The following is a 22,426-nucleotide window of genomic DNA, read 5'->3' as shown; positions in this document are numbered from 1 at the left end:
CGTGATTTACACGCAAGTTAAAAAGCAAAATAGACAAATGCTTTTTGATGATGCTGTCTATTTGGAAGATTGAATGAAAATTTTAGTACGTAACTTAGAGCGTTCAGTTACTGAAGCAGAATTGGTTGAACTGTTTAAACCATTTGGCGCAGTAGAGTCTGCTGTTGTTGTTATGGATGCAAGCACAGGTAAATCGAAAGGGTTTGGTTTTGTCGAAATGCCAAATGGTCGTGAAGCTGTAAAAGCGATTAAAGGCCTGAATACTTTGAAAGTCAAAGGTGCGGGTATTCGCGTAAAAGCGGCTGAAGATAAGCCTAAAGCATAAATTCAAAAAGGAGCGTAACGCTCCTTTTTTATCGGTGATCTATGAAAAAATGCTACTCGGCCTTGTCGATTGTTGCGCCATCTGGTTCGAACATTGCGTGCGGACGTAAAACGCTTGAAGTCCGCTCATGGCAGCCTGAGCATTTGCCTTTAAAAGATTTAGTGATTGTGGAAAATCAACGCTACTTACATGAAAGTGGAGATGAAGATATTGGACGTGCGGTGGCGATGGTCGATGTATATGACGTTCATGCATGGACTGAAAATGAGGTAGAGCTAGCGCAGGCGACATATTGGACAGCAGGGTACTGGGCTTGGCGTTTGGAAAATATCAGGATGATCCATTGGGATATGTCTGTTCCTGCAAAGCGTGACATTTATTTAATTGAAATCGATCATCCATAATATTTATTGTGAATTTCCTAAAAATCCGTTTAAGCTTATTCATGTAGAAAAACGCCAAAATTTAGGGAATTGTTCATGTCTCGTGTTGCTCGCTTTCATGCTGATCGTACCAATCAAAAGTTATATTTTAGCCGTCTTGCATGTCAGCAAGCCGAGCAGACCGATCATGTTCAACAAGCTCAGGCTTATCGCGAAGCAGCGGTTTTTCATTTGCATGGTGCAGTACTTGCGTTTTTACAAGAGTTGGTGCGTTACTATCGTTTAAATGAGCCTGCGCCCACGTTAAAGTCGATTGAAACGCTGATGGCTGAAAAAGGTCAGGTATCACCTGAAGTGACTGTTATGCAGCAATTGGCAAAGCAGGGTTTTATTGCAGAGCTGAAACGCGCACATCGTATGTGTCAGTATGCACCTGAACCGTCTGCACCAGAGCCAGAAGATGAAACGTCTTCAAATTTAATTATTAAAGTCACTCAAACACCGCAAGCATGGTTGCCAGATACCGCTATTTTGCGTGAATGGCATCGTGATCTAACCCAATTGATTGATGGATTTCGTAACGAGATGGTGGAATTCTAATCGGACTATTGCTACTTGAAATAAATTTATTTAACCCGATATAAGATTATCTAAGTAATACAAAGTGCAGATGCCTTTATCACCATGTTGCGCATGGAGGGATATATGTCTATAGAACAGTTGAAAGAACTCTTTGGGAACCAGGAAGCAATTTTAGAGCTGGTTCAATTGGAAGGTGGTGAGTTGGCATTGCGTAATGCAGGCTCAGAAAAAGAGCCTTTGGTGACTATCCAATTCAATGAAGAATTACGCAATATTTTGGGCGATCAAATGAGTGTGATCGCTCAGCAAATGATTCAGGCTGCATTGTTTGGTTTGTTAGAAAAACAAGTGGATGAATGGCATGCCGAAGTGGTTGATGAAAAGCCAAAATATATGAGCTAATCATATAGCTGCTGATTTTGTGGATCATGTTGATGAAAACGCACCTTTTGGTGCGTTTTTTTATACTCAAAATGGCACTTAGACTTTGCTCAGTTCAGCAGGTGAGATCAGTATCGAACCTAAAAATACAATAAAGACCCCGATGAGCTGTAAGAAAAAAGGATTTTTGGCATCTTGCCAATACAGAATCAGAAAGACGATGGAAATGGGATAAAACAATAGACAGCCCAGTCCCCATAAAATACTGGTTTTAAATGCAGCGATGAGAAAGCCCAGACCGCCAATCAAAATAATGGCAAGGCCTAAATAGAGGATGTACATGTTTTTCTCGTTTCTTGTTTGAAGTATTTAACATGATGCTTCGTTTGATGCTCATTTTATCAATATGTTTTTTAAATTCAATTATTTGTAATTTTAAAATTACTGAATTATATCAATTAAAAAAAGGCGATGCTTTAATGCATCGCCTTTTGGGTTTTGCTCATAAGAACTTAATTAGGCACTTAGTTTAGTGTGTCGGAGTTTGGTGATGGGCAATTTGGATTTGATTTAAAATATGATTGCTCATATTTTTCGCCATTTCCTCTTTGGCATAATAAACCTCACCGATATTGTCACGACGAATGACTTCAGCTTCTTCTTTACTTTCCGCACACACCAATACTTGGATAGAAGGATTCAGCATTTTGGCAATATCGACAATTTTATGAATATCTAAAATATCCATAGGTGAAATGACCAAAAGGCGTGCGTGTTGAATATGGGCCTGAATTAAAACACCCGGTTCTGTTGCTACACCGGATACCGCAGCGATGCCTTTTTCCCGCAAGTTTTCCACGATTTCACGGTTTTCTTCAGCAATAACCACTTTAATGTTTTCATTCATTAATTCACGGGTAATACGACGACCGACTTCACCATGACCAATTAGTACCACCTGATCACGTAGATAATCCTGTGAGACCTCATCCGGCAACATAGCTAATGGGTCACTACTACGTTCCAGTAATCGGGCCAAATTCGAGCGCTCACGGATGAGTCGCTGCATAGGCTCGATGGCTGAAAATACAAATGAGTTGAGTGTAATCGAGATTAAAGCACCTGCCAGTATCAGGTTTTGTCCTTCCATAGAAAGGAGGTTTAGAGATACACCTAAGGTCGCCAAAATAAATGAGAACTCACCAATTTGCGCCAAGCTTGCCCCAACGGTTAATGCGGTATTGATGGGGTAACGGAAGAACAACACCAACGCCATTGCAGCGATGGTCTTACCAATCATGATAATGCCGACCACAGCTAAGACGTGAAGCGGTTGTTCAATCAAGATCCGTGGATCAAACAGCATGCCGACGGAGACGAAAAACAAAATCGAAAAAATTTCACGTAGCGGAAGGGTTTCTTCTTCTGCACGGTGACTAAAGTCAGACTCTTTGACCACCATACCGGCAAAAAATGCGCCCAGTGCCATGGATACACCAAATACCTTGTAGGCACCAAAGGCAATAGACACAGCTGCTGCAACCACGGTAAGCGTGAATAATTCACGTGAGCCTAAGCGTGCAACCACTTGCATAATCATTGGCACTAAGCGTTTACCAATGATCAGCATGAAGGCAATAAAGCCAGCAACTTTGAGTAAAGTTAGACCTAAGGTCAGCCAAATATTTTCATCGGCACTGCCTGATGTGAGCGGTTGACCGCCAAGCAGTACGGCAGTCGCAGGTAGAAGGACCAGGACCAGAACCATCACCAAGTCTTCAACCAAGAGCCAACCCACGGCAATTTTACCATTGACGGAGTTGAGTAAGCCGCGATCACCTAAGGCTTTGAGTAGAACGACAGTACTTGCACACGACAAACTTAAGCCAAACACTAAGGCTGAGCCCATGCTCCAGCCCCAAAGCATGGAAATTCCCATACCGAGTAAGGTCGCCACTGCAATTTGTAAAATGGCACCCGGGAGGGCAATACGACGTACTTGCATCAAATCATTGAGTGAAAAGTGCATACCCACGCCAAACATCAGAAACATCACACCGAGTTCGGCCAACTGGTTAGCGAGATGGATATCGCCAACTACCCCAGGTGTGTTTGGGCTAATAATAATACCGGCAATCAGATAGCCGATAAGGGGAGGAAGTCGCAGGCGTGCAGCAATATAGCCAAAAATTAAGGCAAAACCAAAGCCAACAGCAAGTAATATTATGAGTTCTACATCATGAGGCACTAAAAACTCCTTAAGCCTAAGTTAAGGGTAAAAAAGACAAGCACAAAAAGTGCCAAAAAGCATTTTAAAAGTTTAGCAATTCGAATAAAAAAAATGCAAAAAAAAACGACCTAAGTAGGTCGTTTTTTTCAAAAAACTAAAATTATTTGATTTTAGCTTCTTTGAAGATTACGTGTTGACGGATTTTTGGATCAAATTTTTTGATTTCCATTTTTTCCGGCATAGTACGTTTGTTCTTAGTGGTAGTGTAGAAATAACCTGTACCAGCAGAAGAAACTAGGCGAATTTTATCACGCATGTTCGTAGCTCCTTAGATCTTTTGACCTTGAGCACGTAGGTCAGCAACAACCTTTTCGATGCCCAATTTGTCGATAATACGCATACCTTTAGTAGTTAGACGAAGACGTACGAAACGTTTTTCGCTTTCTAACCAAAAACGGTGGTGATGCAGGTTCGGCTCGAACCGGCGTTTAGTTTTGTTGTTGGCGTGTGAGACGTTGTTACCAACGACTGGACGCTTGCCGGTAACTTGGCAAACCTTAGACATGGTGTAACTCCATTGATTTAGCCAACAGCAAATCTGTATGGCCAGTCAAAAAAAACATTGAATTCATTCAAGGGGCGTTTTATATCAAAAATGCGCTTAAAAGACAAGCGATTTTGCATAAAACGAACGATCACCTAGTGTGATCGTTCATGCCTTGATCGTTTATCGAAGAAGTGTCTTCGAAATCAGTTTGTGGATCGGCTTATTGAACGGTGGAAGAATGAATTTCAAACTATAGAGTTTTGGATTCGACATCACCGAGCGTTCATGCGACAAACTGAAGAAACCTTCTGGACCATGATATTTCCCCATACCCGAAGCCCCCACACCGCCAAACGGCAGGTCATCTTGAGCAACATGGGTTAATACCGTGTTTTGTCCGAAATGTCCTGAATGGGTACGTGTTGCGACATAGTCGGCACGTGCCTGATCAAAGTCGAAATAGTATAAAGCAAGTGGACGAGGACGGCTATTAATAAAAGCAATAACCTCGTCAATTTGATCATATTCCATGATCGGAAGGATCGGACCGAAGATTTCATGCTGCATAATTTGCATGTCTGGAGTGACACCCGTTAAAACAGTCGGTGCAATTTTACGTACAGCGTCCACATCTTCATTTTGTGGGTTAAAACTGATGATTTGTGCGCCTTGATCACGCGCATCTTCTAAATAACCTTGTAGGCGGTTGTACTGCTTGTCATTAATAATCGAGGTGTAGTCCTGATTATGGGCAATACTTGAGTACATGGCTTCAACGCACACTTTATAGTGATCTAAAAATTCAGCCGTTTTACCACGAGGTAAGAACACATAGTCAGGTGCAACACAAGTTTGACCTGCATTCCAAAGTTTACCAACAGCAAGACGCTGTGCGACATCTGCTAGGTCAATAGACGGATGAACCAATACAGGTGACTTTCCGCCTAATTCTAAAATCACCGGAACTAAATTTTCAGACGCTGCCGCCATGACGGTTTTACCGACATTGGTCGAGCCAGTAAAAATCATTTTGTCGAAGGCAAGGTGACTAAACGCATCTGAAATTGGGCCACCACCGTTGACGACTGCGACCAATTCTTGAGGAAATGCTTCTGCGAGAGCTTTTTCTAGCACATCACCAAATGCCGCAGAGGCACTCGAAATTTTGATCATGGCATGGTTGCCCGCAGCCAAAGCACAAATCAGTGGGCCTATAGAAAGAAGCAGTGGGTAGTTCCATGGCGTAATAATGCCGACGACACCAAGCGGTTGATATTGCACCCATGCTTTTGCAGGTTGGTGAATAATTCCGACATGGCGTTTGGATGGTTTCATCCAGTCTGTCAAATGCTTGCTATAATATTTAATGTGTTCAAGACATGTAAGTAACTCACCAATCTTGGTTTCACCAATAGAACGGTTACCATAGTCTTGATTAATTGCATCAGCAAATTGATCTTGATACTTAACTAAGATACGCTTAAGCCGAGCCAAACGATCAATACGTTCCTTCGCTGTAGGCAATGGGTAACGTAAATACGCTTGTTTCTGCTGTTCCAACATATTGTTGAGATGCTGCTGATCAAAAGAATGTGGTGTCATTGAAGTTGTTTTTGTCTGACTATTCATGTCGCACGACCATATCCAAATTAGCGATTAATTAATTTTTAGAGTAAATACTCTAAATAGTCAAGTTACTTTATGTGTTAGTGTTCTAATGCTTTGAAATAAATGGTTGTTTTAGGATGTCTCACACCAAAACCTTAAAAACGAAAGAACGTATTTTGCAGCTGAGTTTGCAGTTGTTTAATGAGCGTAGCGAGCGTTCAGTGACAACCAATCATATTGCTGCTGAACTGGGAATGAGCCCAGGTAACTTGTATTACCATTTCCGAAATAAAAGTGAAATTATTAAGGAATTAATGGAGCAATATCAGCATGAAACGCTAGAAATGTTAGCGCTTCCTGATGATCGTCAGCTTGATGCCAATGATAAAATTCGCTATTTCCAAGTGTTAAGTAGCCAATTATGGGCTTATCGCTTTTTACATCGTGATGTTTATCACTTGGTCGAAAATAATGAAGATTTCCGCAAAATGTATCCACGTTTTGCCGGTCAAGTCATGCAACAAGGGCAGAAAATTTATCGTGCCTTTGTTGACGCAGGCTTAATGCAGATGACCGATTCTGAAATTGAGGCCTTAACCATTAACTTGTGGATCGTGCTGACCAACTGGACCAACTTCCTTTATATGTCTGGCCATATTACTGACTCAAACACTTTGGAAGAAAAATGGGTGTGGCAAGCACTACGACAAATGGTGTTCTTAGAAGGTGCATATCTACGTGGTGAAAGCCGTGAAACCTATGAGCGATTGCTCGAAACTTTAGGGCCGTCGGACTTATTTGCAAGTCTTTCAAACGCAAAGCATCAGGTTACTGAATAAGACTATTTAGTCTGGCTTTAAAAAGCGTTAGAATACTCGGCTCTTTTTTCAATTTAACTGATTAGTGATATAAACCAACATGAATATGTCGACCGCTAACACAGCACGCTTACTCATTACCTGTGAAGATAAACCGGGGATTGTGCAAGCTGTATCGAGCTTTTTGTATCATCAGGGAGCAAATATTACCGCACTTGATCAATACGCGACTGAAGCTCAAGGGGGGCGATACTTCATGCGTGTTGAGTTCGAATTGGACAATTTACAAAGCCGTAAAGAAAGTCTAACTCAAACATTTGCGAGCAATGTTGCTGAGCGTTACAACATGCACTGGCGTTTAGCTTTAGTCAGTGATGTGAAGAAAGTCGGTATCTTGGTGTCTAAAGTTGACCATGCTTTGCTTGAACTGTTATGGCGTCATGCACGTGGTGGTTTACCATGTGAAATCACCAAAGTCGTGTCTAATCACGATGCTTTACGTGAATCTGTAGAAAATTTCGGTATTCCGTTTGAAGTGGTTCCTGTGAACAAAGAAAACAAACGTGAAGCTTATGAGCAAATTGATCAATTGATGCAAGGCAATGATTTATTGGTTCTTGCTCGTTATATGCAAATTTTAGACGAAGAATTTGTTCAAAAATGGGAAATGAAAGTGATTAACATTCACCATTCATTCCTCCCAGCCTTTGTTGGTGCGAACCCATATAAACAAGCGCATGAAAAAGGTGTGAAGTTGATTGGTGCGACAGCACACTATGTGACTGCGGATCTTGACCAAGGGCCGATTATTGAGCAAGACGTAGAGCGTGTAAGTCACGACTTTACCGTTGAACAATTGCGCGAGTTAGGTCAGGACGTAGAGCGTAATGTACTCGCACGTGCAGTCAAATGGCATCTTGAAGATCGTATTATTGTCGATGGTAATAAAACTGTTGTATTTCAATAAAACGAGATAAATTTTTGAATAAAAGGGCATACTTTAGGTATGCCTTTTTTATATTATGATTAAAAAAAGTCATTAAAACTGACGAATTAATAGTTGCAAATGAAAACACTTCTCATTTATTATTGCCGTACTTTAATTGTGCTAACCGATGAGCATGATTGTATTTTTGACAAAATAAATGCAATCGCTTCTTCAAGGTAACTGAGTTTAATGAGTCAATCTCCCGCTCCAATGATGCAATCACCTAACCCGATGAAAAAGAAAATCATTACTGCGCTTCTCGCTGTTGTGGTAGGGCATATGGGGGTATTGTGGGCGGTCAGCAATATGAAAGCACCAGAACTTAAACCGATCGAAAAAGATCCGATTAAAGTTCGCTTTGTGAAGATTGTTGAAGAGAAAAAACCAGAACCTCCGAAGCCAAAACCAGAACCGAAGAAAGAGCCACCAAAGCCAAAAGAAGTTAAAATTGTAGATAAGCCTTTACCACCTCCACCGAAGAAAGTGGAAAAACTGGAACAGGTGAAAAAGAAAGATGCGCCGAAACCAACTGTTGAAGCGGTCAAAAACGTACCACCAACACCTGTTGTTTCAACTGTGGTTTCTGAAACGAAAGTCGTTCGTGTTGAACCAACACCTCCGGCACCTGTTGCACCACCACCTGCGCCTCCAGCACCACCTGCGCCACCGACACCTAAAACTGTGAGCATTGGTAATGGTGTCAGTTGGATTAAGAAACCGAATGTTCAATTTGAAAATGGTGAATTAAAAGCGTCGTGTACAGTTGAAGTTGCGATTGCTGCAAGTGCTGAAGGTAAAGTCGAATCAGCAACGATTAAAAACTCGACTTGTGGCGCTGCTGTAAACCGTAAAGTGACTGATGCAGTGAAGCGTGCACGTTTATCCAAATATATTGATAATGGTGTGGCAACTCCGACGCGAGTTGATCAACCATTCAACTTTAAACTTAATTAAGATTCCGGCTAACCCATTAGGAGTTCGAATATGAACTTTTCAGTTTATTGGCAACATGCAGATGCAGTCAGCAAAACACTGTATTTCGTGTTACTTGCAATGTCGATTGCGACTTGGACGATCTTCGTTCTTCGTATTATGGGCACACGTCAGCTCAAACAAGTGGCGTATAACCACCTTGCAGATGCACTAAGCAAACTGAAAGCGAAATTTGCTCCTTTGGCTTTTGAACAACGTAAGGCTGTGGCTGAACAAGCATTACTACGTCAAATTTCGGTAGAAAAAGCTAATGCTGAAAAAGGCGTATCTGTATTGGGTACGATTGCTTCAATTGCACCGTTCGTAGGTTTGTTCGGTACAGTATGGGGTATTTTTCATGCCCTTGTAGCAGTGGGTAAAAGCGGTCAAGCGGGTTTAGCGCAAGTGGCAACTCCAGTCGGTGAAGCTTTGATCATGACCGGTCTTGGTTTGGCTGTGGCGATTCCTGCGGTATTGGCTTATAACATCTGTGTTCGTTTTAACCGTACACTGTCGAATGAATTGCAAGATCAAGCGCATGGTTTATTGATTGATACTATGTTGCAACAAGAATCTGCAGCGAAGAAAGAAGACGTGAAAACTGCACAGCAAAGTTTAGCTGGAGGTCAAGCTTAATGGCTTTTCAATTGGGTGAAGACAACGATGCTGGCATGAATGAGATGAACCTCATTCCGCTCATCGATATTATGTTGGTATTGATGATCATCTTCTTGGTGACTGCGACTGTTGCCAACCCATCAATTCCATTAACCTTGCCACAAACGACTGCAGAAGTGATTGATCTGCCAACTGAAAGCGTAACCATCAGCATTAACTCAGCGGGTGATATTGCTTGGAATGGTGATATTGTCACGCTCGAAGATTTAGAAAGTCGTCTAAATACAGCTGGTCAGCAAGAACGTAAGCCTGCATTGGTATTAAAAGCCGATAAAGAATCACGTTATGACACAGTTGCACAAGTGATGTCGCGTGCGAGTGGAGCCGGACTCAGCGATATCGCCTTTGCCAGTGATAACTAAGCACTGAGCAAAGATAACTAAAAAAAGCGACTGAAATGTCGCTTTTTTTATGTCTCTATTTCGAAAAGACGTCGTACAATTAGATCATTCAGATTTGAGTAGCTCTTGAAATTTGCTACGTAATTTCATGAGTTTAGGTGGTATTGAAAAATTACAGTAGCCTTGGTTTGGGTTACGCGCAAAGAAGTTCTGATGATATTCTTCGGCAGGGTAGAAGGTCGGCATTGGACTGAGTTCAGTCACGATATTGATGCCTTCAGCTTTTAATTCTTCAATACGGTGTTCAGCGATTTGCTTTTGTGAATCGTCCTGATAGAAAATCACTGAGCGATACTGTGTGCCGACATCATTGCCTTGACGATTCAGCGTGGTTGGATCGTGGGTTGCGAAAAATACATCCAGCAATTGGCTAAAACTGATTTGGCTGTCATCAAAATTGATCTGAATGACTTCTGCATGTTGGGTATTCCCCTCACAAATTTGCTCATAGCTCGGATGCTGAGTAACTCCCCCTGCATAACCACTGACGACTGTTTGCACGCCCTTTAGTTGTAGAAAAACTGCTTCTATACACCAAAAGCACCCACCACCAAATACCGCTTGTTGCATAGTGAAATCCTATTTTGTTCCCTGATGTTTAATATGGGGTTATAGCTAAAAACTGCAATGTACGTCTGTATACTAATCACTAGTTTATGTGCATTAAATGTCTCTGGCATGACTGAACAGTGAATAAAAAAGTCTGCCGAAGCAGACTTTTAAAATGATTTAACGCGGTTGAACAGCGCTTTCATATTGAATTAATAAATTGCCGTGACGGTCTAGCAATTTCAAGGTTTTTCCAAAAACTTGATAATGCGTTACCTTTTCGAGTGCTGCATGGTACTGTCGCTCTAGCCCATTGTTATTGAGACAAGCCATTTGTGTCGATGCAATCGGGCCAAACGTTATGGTGTCTTTGCCAGCATTATAGCCACCCATTATACGATTACAGCCGTCTGCACCTGAGACACGTTTTGAAGCCGCATCGAATTGAATGCTTGGAATATTATGCGCATTGGGTGCTGTTTTGATTGGGGTGTTGCCAATCTGAGTGGCAATCCAAGTACGGTTTTGTAATAGGTTTAAATTTTCAGTTATGGTGTTGTCTTGTGCAGGCATGCTTTCACAGCCTGTCACCACTAAAGTTGAAACCAAAGTTGCAGCAACAAATATTTGTTTTAGCATCGGAATTTCCCCGTGGAAGCATTTCAATTATCTAAGCAAATATCGCACAGATAAGCTAGCCATATTTGTATCAATATTTAAGAATTACAATTGATTGGCGCTTGGATTAGACTGTGAATGCGGCAAACCTTGTCGGATTAACTTCGAATATTGTTCACTGCTCAGTTGCTTAATTTGAGAGACGCGGGGGTTAACATGGGCTTTTTGATACCATGTTTTCATATCCCAATTTTGGTCTATGGCATGGAGGTCGTGCAAATAATTCGGCAAATAACCGGATGCAAATAAGCGGTAATCGGTTGGAAGTTGATGTTTGGAAACCGCTTGAATCATGTCAAACACCAGTGTTGTACAATTACTAGTGAGTGTGTTGTACCATTTGGGTTGAGTCTGCAGTTCATCGGCTTTATGTAGATATTCAATAAACAGCGCCTGCATTTCAGATTTTGGCATGTTTACGGGGAAGAAATAGACCTGTTCTCCGCGTGTATTGCTGCGGGTATAGATAATATCTTTTTCATCTGATGCAATGAGGCTCAGTTCATATTTACGGAAAAAACCACCAATCGCAGAGAATTCTTCATTTTTCTCTTTGCGAATTTCAATCGAAAACGTCAGCGGTGGTCGGTCAGCAAAATCAAAAGTGACCAGTGTATGGGCAATTTGCGGCCCCATCCAATACGAGGTAATGATGTTGACGCCATTGATTTGACTCAGGTCATATTGGCGAGTTTCCCAACGCGGGGTATAGCTGCCATCGGCATGCCAGTCGAAATTACGCACATTGTGTAAGGTGACGAGATTGCCTTGCTTTTCATAATGTAGAATTTCTGCTACTTCAGGATTCCATTCACGATCTTGGCGTGCTTCCATGCCAAAATACCAAAATAGACCACAGATAAAGCCCACAATATAAATCAAGACATCTTTACGACGGCTAAAAAAGTGTTGGGTAATATAGAAGCCTAAAATGCTCAGGGCAAAAGCGATCCAGATCCCAATGATAATGCGGCTGCCTAACCAGCCTGCCGGTTGCTGTATCCACAGGGCGGCACAGAGCCAAATCGAAGAACAGAGGACAAACACACTAAATAGAGCATGAAGAATACTTCGCCCTATTTTTTTGAACATTGCTTGTTGGTCACTCTGTTGCATATTTTTCTTTTAGCTTAAGATTTTTCTTTATTTTCTGTAAGTTGCGAACTCAAAAGCAATCCCAGTTTTGTCGTCGATATGTTGTTCTGACGCCATTTTTTGAAAGTCCGCAGGAATTTCAGGATAATGCGCATCACCTTGAACATCGAGTTCAACATGCGTGAGTTCTAAACGGTCTGCGATGCCGATGGTTTGCTTAAAAATTTCGCCACCACCAATAATAAACAAACTCGTTGGTTTTTCTGAACTTGCGACATCGGCAACTGCTTGCGTTAACGCCTCGTCGATACTATATGCGACTTTGGTGCCTTCAAATGACCAATTGTTATCTCGTGTAATCACCCAATTGATACGTTTTGGTAGGGTGCGTCCCATAGACTCTAAGGTTTTGCGTCCCATGACCACGACGCCGCCTTGGGTGATGGCTTTAAAGTGCTGTAAATCGGCAGAAATATGCCACGGCAAATCATTACCTTTACCAATGCAGCGCTGTTGATCCATAGCGACAACGTGCACGATTTCTAAATTTTGAAATGCCATAGTTTGAACTCAAATAGCCGAAATATTTGCCGTCTATTAGAATGCAAAATCCCGCTTGAGGTAAAGCGGGATTTTGCTTTTCACTTGGGATTTCTAAAATTAAACCGCAACAGGCGCTTTAATCGCAGGATATGATTCATAACCTACGATTTCAATATCTTCAAATTTAAAATCGAAAAGATCGGTAATTTCAGGATTGAGTTTTAATTGGCACAGACCCATTGGTTCACGTGTCAATTGCAACTGCGCTTGTTCGAAATGGTTGGCATATAAATGTGTATCCCCACCGGTCCAAACGAAGTCACCTACACCTAGTCCACAAACTTGCGCAATCATATGTGTTAACAGGGCATAGCTGGCAATGTTAAACGGCACACCCAGGAAAACGTCAGCACTGCGTTGATATAATTGGCAGGATAATTTTCCATTTTGGACAAAAAATTGGAACAAGGTGTGGCATGGTGGCAGTGCAACATTACCTGCCTCATTTGGGTTCCAACCCGACACGATTAGACGACGTGAGTTAGGATTGGTTTTGATTTCATTGACCAACCATTTAATTTGGTCAAAACCATCTTGTTCATATAGGCCATCGGCTTTTTTGGTTGCACCGAAATTACGCCATTGATGACCATAAACAGGACCTAATTCACCGGCAGGACGACCAAAACGAGCAGTTTGTTCTGCTGTAGACCATTCATCCCAAATCGAGACTTTATTGTCTTGCAAATATTGAACATTGGTATCGCCTTTAAGGAACCACAACAGTTCAATCACGATAGAGCGGAAATGAACTTTCTTGGTGGTGAGTAAAGGGAAACCTTGAGAAAGATCGAAGCGCATTTGATGACCAAATACAGAACGTGTTCCCGTACCCGTACGGTCGCCCTTGTCGCCGCCGTTGTCGAGAATGTGTTGTAAAAGGTCTAAATACTGGCGCATGTCTCTCTCATAATTTGCTAAATTTCTTGTGGCACATATTAGCTTGTTTTGCGTGTGGAAGGAACTGTGATGGGCGCTTGAATATAGTCAGGTTTAAAAAATCCAAAACATACGGTGTTTATTGGGTGATGACCAAATTTTGCAGGCAACAAGAGCTGAGTTGCCTGAGCTGAAGACGTCTATTTATAACAACTACATCAAGTGTTAACGAGACAATATGTCTGTTAAATCAAGCATGAGCTTAGAAAACGAAGCTCTATTTTTTACATATTGAGAGATGCTTCTTTCGCAGTGTTGAAAAAAAATACAGATAAGTTTGATTAAAAAATAAACGTGATTTTTCTCATTATGAAGAGGTGATATTGAACAACTATTTTTGATTAAGAGTTTGATATAAAAAATAAATCTATTTGAATTAAAAATAGACGATCGTATTTAAATGTGAAGATTTGTTTAAGAAATCTTACATTTTTTACATGAAAAAACATGATTTACGCGGTACTATCACCCTCGTTAAAATTTTTGAATGCCTAAATATAGGCGGGAGTGTGGGTTAAAGAATGGCTTATGATCACAATGTAAACTTGAGTGAAGTGCATGCTCCAGTTCAGGCAAATATCATAATTCGTTCTCAGGCGAGTAAAAATACGGGCAAGTCCAATACCACTCAAAAAGCAGCGACTAAAAATGTGGTATCCCGTAATGGTCAGCGTATCGATATCGATCGTTTGACAGGATTTTTACAAGGCATTACCCGCCAAAGCAGTACTCAGAAATGTGCCCGCAGTGTTCGTTTAGCACTTGAGTCCGCAGGGGCACGTTTTAACGGTCACCCTGTTGCTGCAGCAGACTGGGGCAGTACATTACAAAAAATTGGTTATCAAAAAATTAATTTAGCGTTTGATCGACCTAAGAAAGGCGATATCTATATTATCGACCGCAATCAAAGTAGTCGTTATGGTCATATCGCAGCATATTCCGGCAAGGGGTGGGTGTCTGATTATCGTCAAGCGGGTTATGCGGTCTATCGAACTCCAAATGTGAAATATAGCTATTATCGCTTAGCGGATTAACAGCCCGTGGATGCAAAAAGGTTAGTCTTCAAACCTTTTTGCACGTTGGCTGTAGATCGAGACGATAAATAATCCAATTGAAGCAAAGCCCACACATTGCAGCGCTAAAATCCAGCGGTGCTCATTGGGTAGAAAATAAATTAAGCACACTAAACATAAAATGGGCAAACTAGCCAAACCGCATTTTAATGACGGAGACAGTGTTTTTAGTTTGTCTTGTCTGAGCTTATAAAGCAGATCAATCATCAAACCAATCGCTAAACTTATGCCCGCAAAGCGGGGATCAAGTTGTTTTTGTTCAGCGCATAGAAAAATAAGTACACAGGTACTGATACAAATGATGAGCTTGATTTGTCGGTTACAGCGCTCAGAGTACCAAAACGTCAGCATTTAAACTTTACCTTGGGGTGAAGTTTTCTCGTTTTTATTCAGCAGTGAAATCGGGGAGAGCAGGCAGATCGCCAAAGCCATAAAGCCAATGCCTTGAGCACCCGGAATCAGAATTTCACCCTTATTCATGTTGATAAAAACCAATGCTAACAGCAGTGCAATCGGTATCCACGTCAATAAACGATAGAGCAAACCTGTTGGATTTTTTGCTGCGAAATGAATCTTGCAATAACGACAAATCAGGAAAATGACGCCTGTACCCATGAACATGAGAATGGCTTGAAGTGTTAGGGGTTCCATCCAATACAGAACACCGGTCAGTACGACCATCGCAATAAAAAACAGGATTTTTTTAAGTACAGAAACGCTGGGGTTAAACCAAAATTCAAGCATGGATCGATAGTTTAAAAATAAGCTGAATAAACTTTAGCACAGATCAGTTGTCTAATTCAGTCACTTCATGTGCAGTAAATACGTATGAAGGGATAAATTTCAGCGCATAAAAAAGCGAGGCTTAGACCTCGCTTGCTTAAAGACAATTATAAAATATTAATGATTTTTTTGTGGACCCCAGTCATAGATTTTTTTCTGGTAGGCATACCACATCATCCATAGTCCAATCAGAATCATCGGAACTGTCAGGAACTGACCTTTACTCATCCATCCGATGAACAGTTGACCATTGTCCGGCTCACGGAAGAATTCAACGGTGAAGCGTGCGATTCCATATCCGATGAGGAACAAGGCTGAAACGGCATAACGTGGACGAGGTTTTGAACTAAACCACCACAGCACGATAAACAGAATTAAACCTTCACAGAGGGCTTGATAGAGTTGCGACGGATGGCGCACCAACTGAAGTGGATCGGTCGGGAAGATCATGCCGAAAGCAAAATTAGGATCGGTCACTGCACGACCATACAGTTCGCCACCAATAAAGTTACCAATACGACCAAACATCAAGCCTGTCGGAACGCAGGGTGCAATAAAGTCGAGGGTCTGGAACCAGGTCATTTTATATTTCTTGCACCACAGTAACATGGCAATCATGACCCCAAGGAAACCGCCATGGAAGCTCATGCCACCTGTCCAAACTTGGAATAGCCACAGTGGGTTGGCAAGGAATTGATCGAAACCATAAAAGAAGACGTAGCCAAAGCGTCCACCAATCACGACACCCAATGCACCGTAGAAAATCAGGTCAGAGACCATTTCTGCGTTCCAGCCGTCACGTTGTTTTGCACGGTAGGTTGCCAAACCCCATGCAAATAAAAAGGCCAATAAATACATCAGACCATACCAGTGAACTTGTAGTGGCCCCAGTGATATCGCCACAGGGTCGATATTTGGATATGTCAGCATTGCTGTTCCTTGTCATTATGTTTTGCACAGATTTTAGCTGAATGTGCTGAAAAATGTTGTACATTCAATGTGTAAAGATATTGAGAGTTGAATATGTGCATTGTGGCTTTTGCTTGGCAGGTCTTGGATGACATGCCACTCTGCCTGATTTCGAATCGTGATGAGTTTTATCATCGACCGACGGCAGGCCTAAAGCAATGGGTAGATAGTCCGATTATTGCAGGGCAGGACTTACAGTCTGGTGGAACATGGATGGGGATAACCGCTCAAGGGCGTTGGGCGATTGTGACCAATTTTCGTGATGGTCGTGATCAGACCACATATCCCACTTCACGTGGCGCTTTGATTCAGCAATTTTTAGAATCTGAGCAAACGCCCATTCGGTTTGCGCAAGCACTGGAACAAATCCAATGTAATTATGCTGGCTTTAATTTATTCGTTGGCGATGCCACTCAAGCCGTTTATATGAGTAATCGCGGTGAAGGGCCACAAGTCTTAGCCAAAGGGGTGTATGTCACATCTAATGGTTTAATGACTGAACATTGGGAAAAGACCCGACATTTACGCAAACGTTTCACGCAAGAATTTTTGCCGATGCTACAAAGCCAGCAACCACAGGCGGATATAGACGCCGCTGCGTGGGATATTTTGGAAGATGAACGTAAAATCATTCCAGCATTGTTACCCAATACTGGGATTCAGGCGGAAATGGAACATTTGTTGTCTTCGACCTTTATTCAAAGTCCAGTGTATGGCACCCGCTGTTCAAATTTATTATGTATGCGGGATTCACAGTGGCATTGGCAGGAAAAACAGCAGCAGGGTGAGCAACAAGGACAGATCACCCAGATAGAAGTGCATTTAAAGCCATAAAAAAAAGCCGACGATTCGTCGGCTTATTTTTTTAGAGGTGTCTTATGCGGTTTTTTGTGTTGGCTGAGCTTGTTCTACCGCTTCGCCAGCAATCACACCACCATCTTTACGGGTGATGACAACGGTTGCAGAACGTGGACGTGAGGTGGCTGCTGCATTGGTTTGTGATGCAGGCCAGTGGCTGGTCGGTTCAGAATAGGATGCTGAATCTTCGCCGGGATGTTGCACATTGATAAAAATCGCTTTGTAGTCAGGTGTCATCGTCACACCTGTGATTTCACATTCTTTAGGTCCAGTCAGGAAGCGACGTAAGTTTTCATCATTCAGTTTTGCACCCACAATGGTTTCTTGACCCGATGATGTCGTGGCTTTTGTACCATCACCGACTTGACCCGGAAGTGCAGCAAGCATCATACAGTTGGTGGTATCGGTATAAGCACCGTCATCGGTTTGAATCCATAACACACCACGTGGGTCGAACCACATCCCATCGGGTGAAGACAAGTCATTGTTGTCATTGAGACCAGATAAGTTAATGTTGCTCGCCATTTTTGCTTCAGCACCAAACAGGTAGATATCCCAAGTAAAGCTGAGTGCTGTGGTTGTATCACCATCTTCACGGAAACGGATAATATGACCGTTGACGTTGCCTTTACCACCTTCAGGGTCGGTGTAGTTACGAGGGTTGGCAGCATCTAGTGCATGCGTCGTACCACGGTTCGAGTTATTGGTGAGGGTCACATAGACTTCACCATTGTCTGGATGCACAGCGACCCATTCAGGGCGGTCCATTTTGGTAGCACCGACAGCATCTGCGGCAAGACGTGCGAAGGTCAGAACATCTGCTTGTGAGCTAAACGGATAAACGCTGTTGCTTTGGTTTAAACCATTGACGTTATAGCTCAATTCAATCCATTGACCTTTGCCATCATTGTTAAATTTGGCAACGTATAACTTACCATTGTTCATGTATTTGTCACCCGCGGCATAGCCACCGTTGACATCTTTTTTATTCCATTTTTGGTCGGATACAAATTTATAGATGTATTCACCGCGTGAGTCATCACCCATGTAAAACGCGAGGTTGTCATCTTCACGTAAGCGACTTGCACGGCAGTCTTCATGTGCAAAGCGACCAAGTGCAGTACGTTTTACGGGGTTTTCACGGCGGTCAAATGGATCGATTTCGACAATCCAACCAAAGGTGTTTGGACCATTACGATAATCTTCTGCTGCCTGAGTACCGGTAACATTCGCTGACCAACGGTCATATAAATCTTGAGACTCATTACTTCCAATCGCTGTTTCCCAGCCATAGCGCGAGTTCGCACCCGCTTTTAGGCCATAACGGTTGAGTGCCACAATTTCAGCATGACTACGTTTGGCATCATCGTTTTTTGCACGAGCGAAGTAACCAATGAAGTTTTCTTCTGTCGTCAGGTAAGTGCCCCAAGGGGTATAGCCATTACCGCAGTTGTTGTGTGTACCACGGGTTTGCTGGCTATTGGTTGAAAATTTCGTGCAAACTAAGCTTGAGCCTGCTACAGGGCCTTTAAAGTCCATTACGGTCGATGCGGTAATACGACGGTTAAATGGAGAATTTTGTACCAGTTTAACGGCTTGAGTCTTGCTGTCTTTTTCAATTTGAATCACAGAAACACCGTGTGCATTGACTTCACGGATGACTTCATCTTCAGGGCGACGACCATCCACTTTGGTTGGGCCTTGTGGGTGTAAGAAGGTTGGATTGATGTATTCATGGTTCATCACCAACAAACCTTGGTCAGACTGCTTGGCATCATAACGTCCAGAGGTGGTATTTAAACCAAAGAAGCTCATACCGTCATGGCAGTCACCAGAGCGGAATTGGAAGCTCGGGCCAGAAGGAACATTGTTATCATCCCACGCTGGGTATGCAGGGTTAATCGAGTCACCCATCGCATATAGCACATGCGCTTGATAGCCTTCAGGAACAGTCACAATATCGTCTAAATTTTTTTTCACCGGTGTGAAATTGAACTTGGTCGGTTTTTGATTTGGATCGGTTACAGGTGGTTTGGTATTGCTATTTGAACCTGAGTCATTGTCATCATTACACCCCGTTAATGAAGATGCCAATGCAAGTGCGACTGCACCACTCGCAGTCTTGGTAATCAAGCTACGACGGCTGATGCGCTGTTCTAAAATGTCACGAAAATGAAGGTTATCCGAAGTGTTGTTATCAAGTTCTTGATCTTCGTTATATGGCATGTTTGTCATGAATTTAAATCCTGGCAAAGGTGTGCTGGGTAAAAGTTGATCACATAAAACTATCGATAAAATATGACAATGCTTTGAAGCTAATGTTGCAAACTGATGAAATAGGCGTTTAGATTTCGCTGCATGTAAATTGCAAAACATTAAATGGGTGCATAAAAAAAAGAGGCTATCTCAGCCTCTTAGGTGTAAAACTCACCAAAATTGTCGAAACATCAGTCTATTTAAGTTGCAGATGTACGTCGTTTTTCAATCAGCTTGCCAAAGAACAAACCCAGCTCGAACAGCATCCACATGGGTATGGCCAACATGATCATCGAAAGTGCATCGGGTGGCGTGGCAAACATGGCGACAAAAAAACAGCCAACGATAATAAAACGACGCTTCTCCACCAAGGTTTGAGTAGACACCACCCCGATCAAAATCAAAATTAATGTGATGATCGGAATCTCAAAGGTCAGTCCAAACACCAAAAAAAGCTTTAAGCAGAAACTTAAATAACTATTGATGTCCGTCATTGGGGCGACCGTTTCAGGGGAAACACTCATAAAAAAATGTAGGATGGATGGCAGGGCAACCCAATAGGCAAAGGCAATACCGGCATAGAAGAGGACGATACTGCCGAATAATAAGGGCATCGCCAAATGCCGCTCTTTTTCATACAGTGCAGGTTTGATGAAGGCCCAAAGTTGATAAATCACGAAGGGCATCGCGAGCATTAGCGCGACAAAGAAATTCAGCTTAAACGGCGCCATAAACGTGGCGGTCACATCCGTTGCGATCATGGATGAGGTCATTGGCAGTTGAGCACGCAGTGGCTCTGACATCAATTGATAGCTTTGATTGGCAAAGGGCAATAAACAAAAGAACAGAATCAAAATGAGTCCTGTAATTTTGATCAAATGCCGACGCAAAATCACCAAATGTTTGGTGATTGGCATTTCTTCCAAATCAGGCACAGTGTTCTGTGAATTGTTCAGTGAAAGATCTGTCATACGGCCACCTGATATTCTGCTAATGCATCGGTCGAACTTAATACAGGAGCTTGATCTGTTTTAATTTCGTGCTTTATTTTCATTTGGGGTGTAACCACGGCAAATATCGTGCTCTGACCACGTTCGATGTACTGATAACGTGGGGATAAATTTTTATTGTCAGGTAGGACTGCTTCTTGTTGTTTTTGCGCAGTCTGTTCTATGGGGTGTTGCGTTTGTTGCAATTCATTCATCTGAGCCTGCATACGCGCTTCGAGCTGTTGAATACGTTGCATTTCTTTTTGCATTTCTTCACGAAGTTCGGACATGCGAAGTTCACGGTCAATATCTGTTTGCACGTTACTGATCAGTCGTTTAACTTTCCCGTACCATTTACCTGCAAAGCGGATACCTTCAGGCAGTTTTTCTGGGCCAAGTACGATCAGCGCAATAATGCTGAACACCAGTAATTCGCTAATACCAATATTAAGCATTATGACAACTCCTTAGCTTTGAACTGAGGAATTGGTTTTATTTTGAGCTTCATGCTCTAGCGTGCGAGGCTCATTAAGCTGTGTATTTGCTGCGTCTTCATCACGCATCGATTTTTTGAAATCTTTGACCGCGCCGCCGACATCTTTGCCCAAGTTTTTTAGCTTAGAGGTACCAAAGAGTAAAATCACCACAATTGCAAAAATCAGTACATGCCAAATCGATAGTCCAGCCATCTTGTTATCCTCTTGTTGGTCTGCACAACATTTCAGCAGTTGTAGATGACAGTGAAGTGACCAAGATGTTGCAGTTTAAAGACAGCCGCGAAGCTTATGTTCAGTGTTACTATGCATGGATTGAGCAGTGAGGGTGGTGTAGTGGCGTTTCTTCTTCCGATATTGGGTTTTTTAAGTGGCCTCGGATTGGCATCATTATCAGGAACATCATCGCTCAAATCGATTTTCTCTAGCTTACTTGCACGCTGTTTTATTCCAGCCGTAATCATCTACAACATGGTGTTCTATCAAGCAGGCAGTTTAGCGCTCATGCTCTTTAGCTTTAGTGTTGCCGTGCTGATGTTTTATTTATTTCGCTGGCTGTTAAAAGATAGTTTACGTGCCTTGTGTGTCAGTTATTTGAACTTGGCTTGGCTGGGTTTTCCTTTTGCCTTAGCACTGTTTGGCCCTGAAATTAGTGCAGCGATGGTGGCTCTGTATGTCGGTGGTTCTATCTTTGGCAATATGTGGGCCGTGACAGCCGTCAGTTCAGCCCAATTACCATGGTCGAGCGTGATGCAAAAAGTGGCGATGTCTCCCCCTGTATTTGCCCTGATGATTGCAGGTGTCTGTCGAATAGTTGGATTACAACATTTAGAAGAACATCAGATCTTAGATTGGCTGTATCAAGCTGCAAAAATAGGAATGAGTTTCACAGGGATGTGCGTCTTAGGCATGTGGCTGCGCCAAACTAAGATACAGTGGCGTGATCTGATTAACAGTAGTCGTATTTATGCGATGAAACTCACCGTTGGCGCGGTGATCTGTAGTTTGAGTTATGCCTTTCTTCCGATTCCCCAGATCGAGAAATATATTGGGGTGATGTTCATGCTGTTCTGCTTACCCCCTGCAGCGAATATTGTGGCTTTAGAAACGCATTATCAAGGAACAGGCACTTCGGCACGTTATATTGCTTCAGGCACGATTATGAGCTGTATCGTCGTCAGTTTTTATGGGTTAATTTTGCATCTTTTTTCGCTTTAAAATGAAAAG

Annotated in this window: 29 protein-coding genes; 12 read left to right on the top strand and 17 right to left on the bottom strand. The window is 42.4% G+C overall.

The window, feature by feature from the left end; translation table 11 throughout:
- Positions 1 to 73: 73 nt before the first annotated feature.
- From FTV03_RS06405 to FTV03_RS06390, 4 genes are all read left to right on the top strand, one after another.
- Positions 74 to 325 (top strand): RNA-binding protein, encoded by a 252-nt coding sequence (locus tag FTV03_RS06405; RefSeq protein ID WP_078189697.1) that lies wholly within the window; start codon positions 74 to 76, stop codon positions 323 to 325.
- A gap of 41 nt (positions 326 to 366) precedes the next feature.
- A complete protein-coding gene (locus FTV03_RS06400) occupies positions 367 to 729 on the top strand; it encodes an ASCH domain-containing protein (RefSeq protein WP_180040570.1) in 363 nt (120 codons plus the stop codon).
- Between the two features lie 75 nt (positions 730 to 804).
- Positions 805 to 1,308, top strand: coding sequence for a DUF6586 family protein (locus FTV03_RS06395; RefSeq protein WP_111884067.1), 504 nt, complete (start codon positions 805 to 807; stop codon positions 1,306 to 1,308).
- A 105-nt stretch (positions 1,309 to 1,413) separates the two neighbouring features.
- Positions 1,414 to 1,692: a hypothetical protein gene (locus FTV03_RS06390; protein WP_078192732.1), complete on the top strand. Its 279-nt coding sequence runs from the start codon at positions 1,414 to 1,416 to the stop codon at positions 1,690 to 1,692.
- A 78-nt stretch (positions 1,693 to 1,770) separates the two neighbouring features.
- Here FTV03_RS06390 and FTV03_RS06385 read toward each other — a convergent pair whose 3' ends face one another.
- From FTV03_RS06385 to FTV03_RS06365, 5 genes are all read right to left on the bottom strand, one after another.
- The gene (locus FTV03_RS06385) at positions 1,771 to 2,013 is read right to left on the bottom strand and encodes a hypothetical protein (RefSeq protein WP_180010191.1); all 243 of its coding nucleotides are present in this window, start codon (positions 2,011 to 2,013) and stop codon (positions 1,771 to 1,773) included.
- Between the two features lie 187 nt (positions 2,014 to 2,200).
- Positions 2,201 to 3,919, bottom strand: a complete 1,719-nt coding sequence (locus FTV03_RS06380; protein ID WP_180040568.1) for a cation:proton antiporter — start codon at positions 3,917 to 3,919, stop codon at positions 2,201 to 2,203.
- Between the two features lie 142 nt (positions 3,920 to 4,061).
- Positions 4,062 to 4,217, bottom strand: coding sequence for a 50S ribosomal protein L33 (rpmG, locus tag FTV03_RS06375; protein WP_001205031.1), 156 nt, complete (start codon positions 4,215 to 4,217; stop codon positions 4,062 to 4,064).
- Between the two features lie 12 nt (positions 4,218 to 4,229).
- Positions 4,230 to 4,466: a 50S ribosomal protein L28 gene (gene rpmB / locus FTV03_RS06370; RefSeq protein WP_000048256.1), complete on the bottom strand. Its 237-nt coding sequence runs from the start codon at positions 4,464 to 4,466 to the stop codon at positions 4,230 to 4,232.
- 162 nt (positions 4,467 to 4,628) lie between these two features.
- Positions 4,629 to 6,077, bottom strand: coding sequence for a coniferyl aldehyde dehydrogenase (locus tag FTV03_RS06365; RefSeq protein WP_180040566.1), 1,449 nt, complete (start codon positions 6,075 to 6,077; stop codon positions 4,629 to 4,631).
- A 116-nt stretch (positions 6,078 to 6,193) separates the two neighbouring features.
- Between FTV03_RS06365 and FTV03_RS06360 the strand changes: the two genes are divergently transcribed.
- From FTV03_RS06360 to FTV03_RS06340, 5 genes are all read left to right on the top strand, one after another.
- Positions 6,194 to 6,895, top strand: a complete 702-nt coding sequence (locus FTV03_RS06360; protein WP_168377888.1) for a TetR/AcrR family transcriptional regulator — start codon at positions 6,194 to 6,196, stop codon at positions 6,893 to 6,895.
- A 79-nt stretch (positions 6,896 to 6,974) separates the two neighbouring features.
- Entirely contained in the window at positions 6,975 to 7,841 is an 867-nt protein-coding gene (gene purU / locus FTV03_RS06355) for a formyltetrahydrofolate deformylase (RefSeq protein WP_078192727.1), read from the top strand.
- A 210-nt stretch (positions 7,842 to 8,051) separates the two neighbouring features.
- On the top strand, positions 8,052 to 8,816 hold the full coding sequence (locus FTV03_RS06350; RefSeq protein WP_180040564.1) for a TonB family protein: 765 nt from the start codon (positions 8,052 to 8,054) through the stop codon (positions 8,814 to 8,816).
- A gap of 30 nt (positions 8,817 to 8,846) precedes the next feature.
- Entirely contained in the window at positions 8,847 to 9,470 is a 624-nt protein-coding gene (locus FTV03_RS06345; RefSeq protein ID WP_078192725.1) for a MotA/TolQ/ExbB proton channel family protein, read from the top strand.
- A complete protein-coding gene (locus FTV03_RS06340; RefSeq protein ID WP_078192724.1) occupies positions 9,470 to 9,874 on the top strand; it encodes a biopolymer transporter ExbD in 405 nt (134 codons plus the stop codon). The genes FTV03_RS06345 and FTV03_RS06340 overlap by 1 nt, the downstream gene beginning before the upstream one ends.
- 84 nt (positions 9,875 to 9,958) lie before the next feature.
- Here FTV03_RS06340 and msrA read toward each other — a convergent pair whose 3' ends face one another.
- The 5 genes from msrA to thyA all read right to left on the bottom strand — a co-directional run bounded on the left by msrA (position 9,959) and on the right by thyA (position 13,738).
- A complete protein-coding gene (msrA, locus tag FTV03_RS06335) occupies positions 9,959 to 10,483 on the bottom strand; it encodes a peptide-methionine (S)-S-oxide reductase MsrA (protein ID WP_180004565.1) in 525 nt (174 codons plus the stop codon).
- A gap of 159 nt (positions 10,484 to 10,642) precedes the next feature.
- On the bottom strand, positions 10,643 to 11,101 hold the full coding sequence (locus FTV03_RS06330; protein WP_180004564.1) for an META domain-containing protein: 459 nt from the start codon (positions 11,099 to 11,101) through the stop codon (positions 10,643 to 10,645).
- 84 nt (positions 11,102 to 11,185) lie between these two features.
- Positions 11,186 to 12,256, bottom strand: a complete 1,071-nt coding sequence (locus FTV03_RS06325; protein ID WP_180040562.1) for a DUF4105 domain-containing protein — start codon at positions 12,254 to 12,256, stop codon at positions 11,186 to 11,188.
- Positions 12,257 to 12,283: 27 nt separating this feature from the next.
- Positions 12,284 to 12,796, bottom strand: a complete 513-nt coding sequence (locus tag FTV03_RS06320) for a dihydrofolate reductase (protein WP_180040560.1) — start codon at positions 12,794 to 12,796, stop codon at positions 12,284 to 12,286.
- Positions 12,797 to 12,895: 99 nt separating this feature from the next.
- Positions 12,896 to 13,738 carry a thymidylate synthase gene (gene thyA, locus FTV03_RS06315; RefSeq protein ID WP_180040559.1) on the bottom strand — a complete coding sequence of 281 codons (843 nt, stop codon included), beginning with the start codon at positions 13,736 to 13,738 and terminating at the stop codon, positions 12,896 to 12,898.
- A 560-nt stretch (positions 13,739 to 14,298) separates the two neighbouring features.
- On the opposite strand from thyA, the gene FTV03_RS06310 reads away from it, so the two are divergent.
- Positions 14,299 to 14,811, top strand: a complete 513-nt coding sequence (locus FTV03_RS06310) for a peptidoglycan amidohydrolase family protein (RefSeq protein WP_180040557.1) — start codon at positions 14,299 to 14,301, stop codon at positions 14,809 to 14,811.
- 21 nt (positions 14,812 to 14,832) lie between these two features.
- Here the strand turns inward: FTV03_RS06310 and FTV03_RS06305 are convergent, their stop codons facing one another.
- The 3 genes from FTV03_RS06305 to lgt all read right to left on the bottom strand — a co-directional run bounded on the left by FTV03_RS06305 (position 14,833) and on the right by lgt (position 16,563).
- Positions 14,833 to 15,201 (bottom strand): hypothetical protein, encoded by a 369-nt coding sequence (locus tag FTV03_RS06305; RefSeq protein ID WP_180040556.1) that lies wholly within the window; start codon positions 15,199 to 15,201, stop codon positions 14,833 to 14,835.
- Positions 15,202 to 15,594, bottom strand: coding sequence for a hypothetical protein (locus FTV03_RS06300; protein ID WP_180040554.1), 393 nt, complete (start codon positions 15,592 to 15,594; stop codon positions 15,202 to 15,204).
- A gap of 156 nt (positions 15,595 to 15,750) precedes the next feature.
- A complete protein-coding gene (lgt, locus tag FTV03_RS06295) occupies positions 15,751 to 16,563 on the bottom strand; it encodes a prolipoprotein diacylglyceryl transferase (RefSeq protein ID WP_078189677.1) in 813 nt (270 codons plus the stop codon).
- A 93-nt stretch (positions 16,564 to 16,656) separates the two neighbouring features.
- Here lgt and FTV03_RS06290 point away from each other — a divergent pair, with 93 nt between their 5' ends.
- A complete protein-coding gene (locus FTV03_RS06290; RefSeq protein ID WP_180040552.1) occupies positions 16,657 to 17,436 on the top strand; it encodes an NRDE family protein in 780 nt (259 codons plus the stop codon).
- 42 nt (positions 17,437 to 17,478) lie between these two features.
- On the opposite strand, the gene FTV03_RS06285 is transcribed toward FTV03_RS06290, so the two are convergent.
- From FTV03_RS06285 to tatA, 4 genes are all read right to left on the bottom strand, one after another.
- Entirely contained in the window at positions 17,479 to 19,695 is a 2,217-nt protein-coding gene (locus FTV03_RS06285; RefSeq protein WP_180040551.1) for a PhoX family phosphatase, read from the bottom strand.
- Between the two features lie 221 nt (positions 19,696 to 19,916).
- Positions 19,917 to 20,687, bottom strand: a complete 771-nt coding sequence (tatC, locus tag FTV03_RS06280) for a twin-arginine translocase subunit TatC (RefSeq protein ID WP_180040549.1) — start codon at positions 20,685 to 20,687, stop codon at positions 19,917 to 19,919.
- Positions 20,684 to 21,160, bottom strand: a complete 477-nt coding sequence (gene tatB / locus FTV03_RS06275) for a Sec-independent protein translocase protein TatB (RefSeq protein WP_180040547.1) — start codon at positions 21,158 to 21,160, stop codon at positions 20,684 to 20,686. Before tatB ends, tatC begins: the two co-directional genes overlap by 4 nt.
- A 12-nt stretch (positions 21,161 to 21,172) precedes the next feature.
- Complete coding sequence (tatA, locus tag FTV03_RS06270) at positions 21,173 to 21,394, bottom strand: Sec-independent protein translocase subunit TatA (protein WP_078189673.1); 222 nt, start codon at positions 21,392 to 21,394, stop codon at positions 21,173 to 21,175.
- Positions 21,395 to 21,535: 141 nt separating this feature from the next.
- On the opposite strand from tatA, the gene FTV03_RS06265 reads away from it, so the two are divergent.
- Positions 21,536 to 22,417 carry a permease gene (locus FTV03_RS06265; protein ID WP_180040587.1) on the top strand — a complete coding sequence of 294 codons (882 nt, stop codon included), beginning with the start codon at positions 21,536 to 21,538 and terminating at the stop codon, positions 22,415 to 22,417.
- Positions 22,418 to 22,426 lie beyond the last annotated feature (9 nt).

The organism is Acinetobacter sp. YH12218 (assembly GCF_013417925.1).
GTDB classification, from domain to species: domain Bacteria; phylum Pseudomonadota; class Gammaproteobacteria; order Pseudomonadales; family Moraxellaceae; genus Acinetobacter; species Acinetobacter amyesii.
This window is presented reverse-complemented; position numbering and strand designations above follow the sequence as displayed.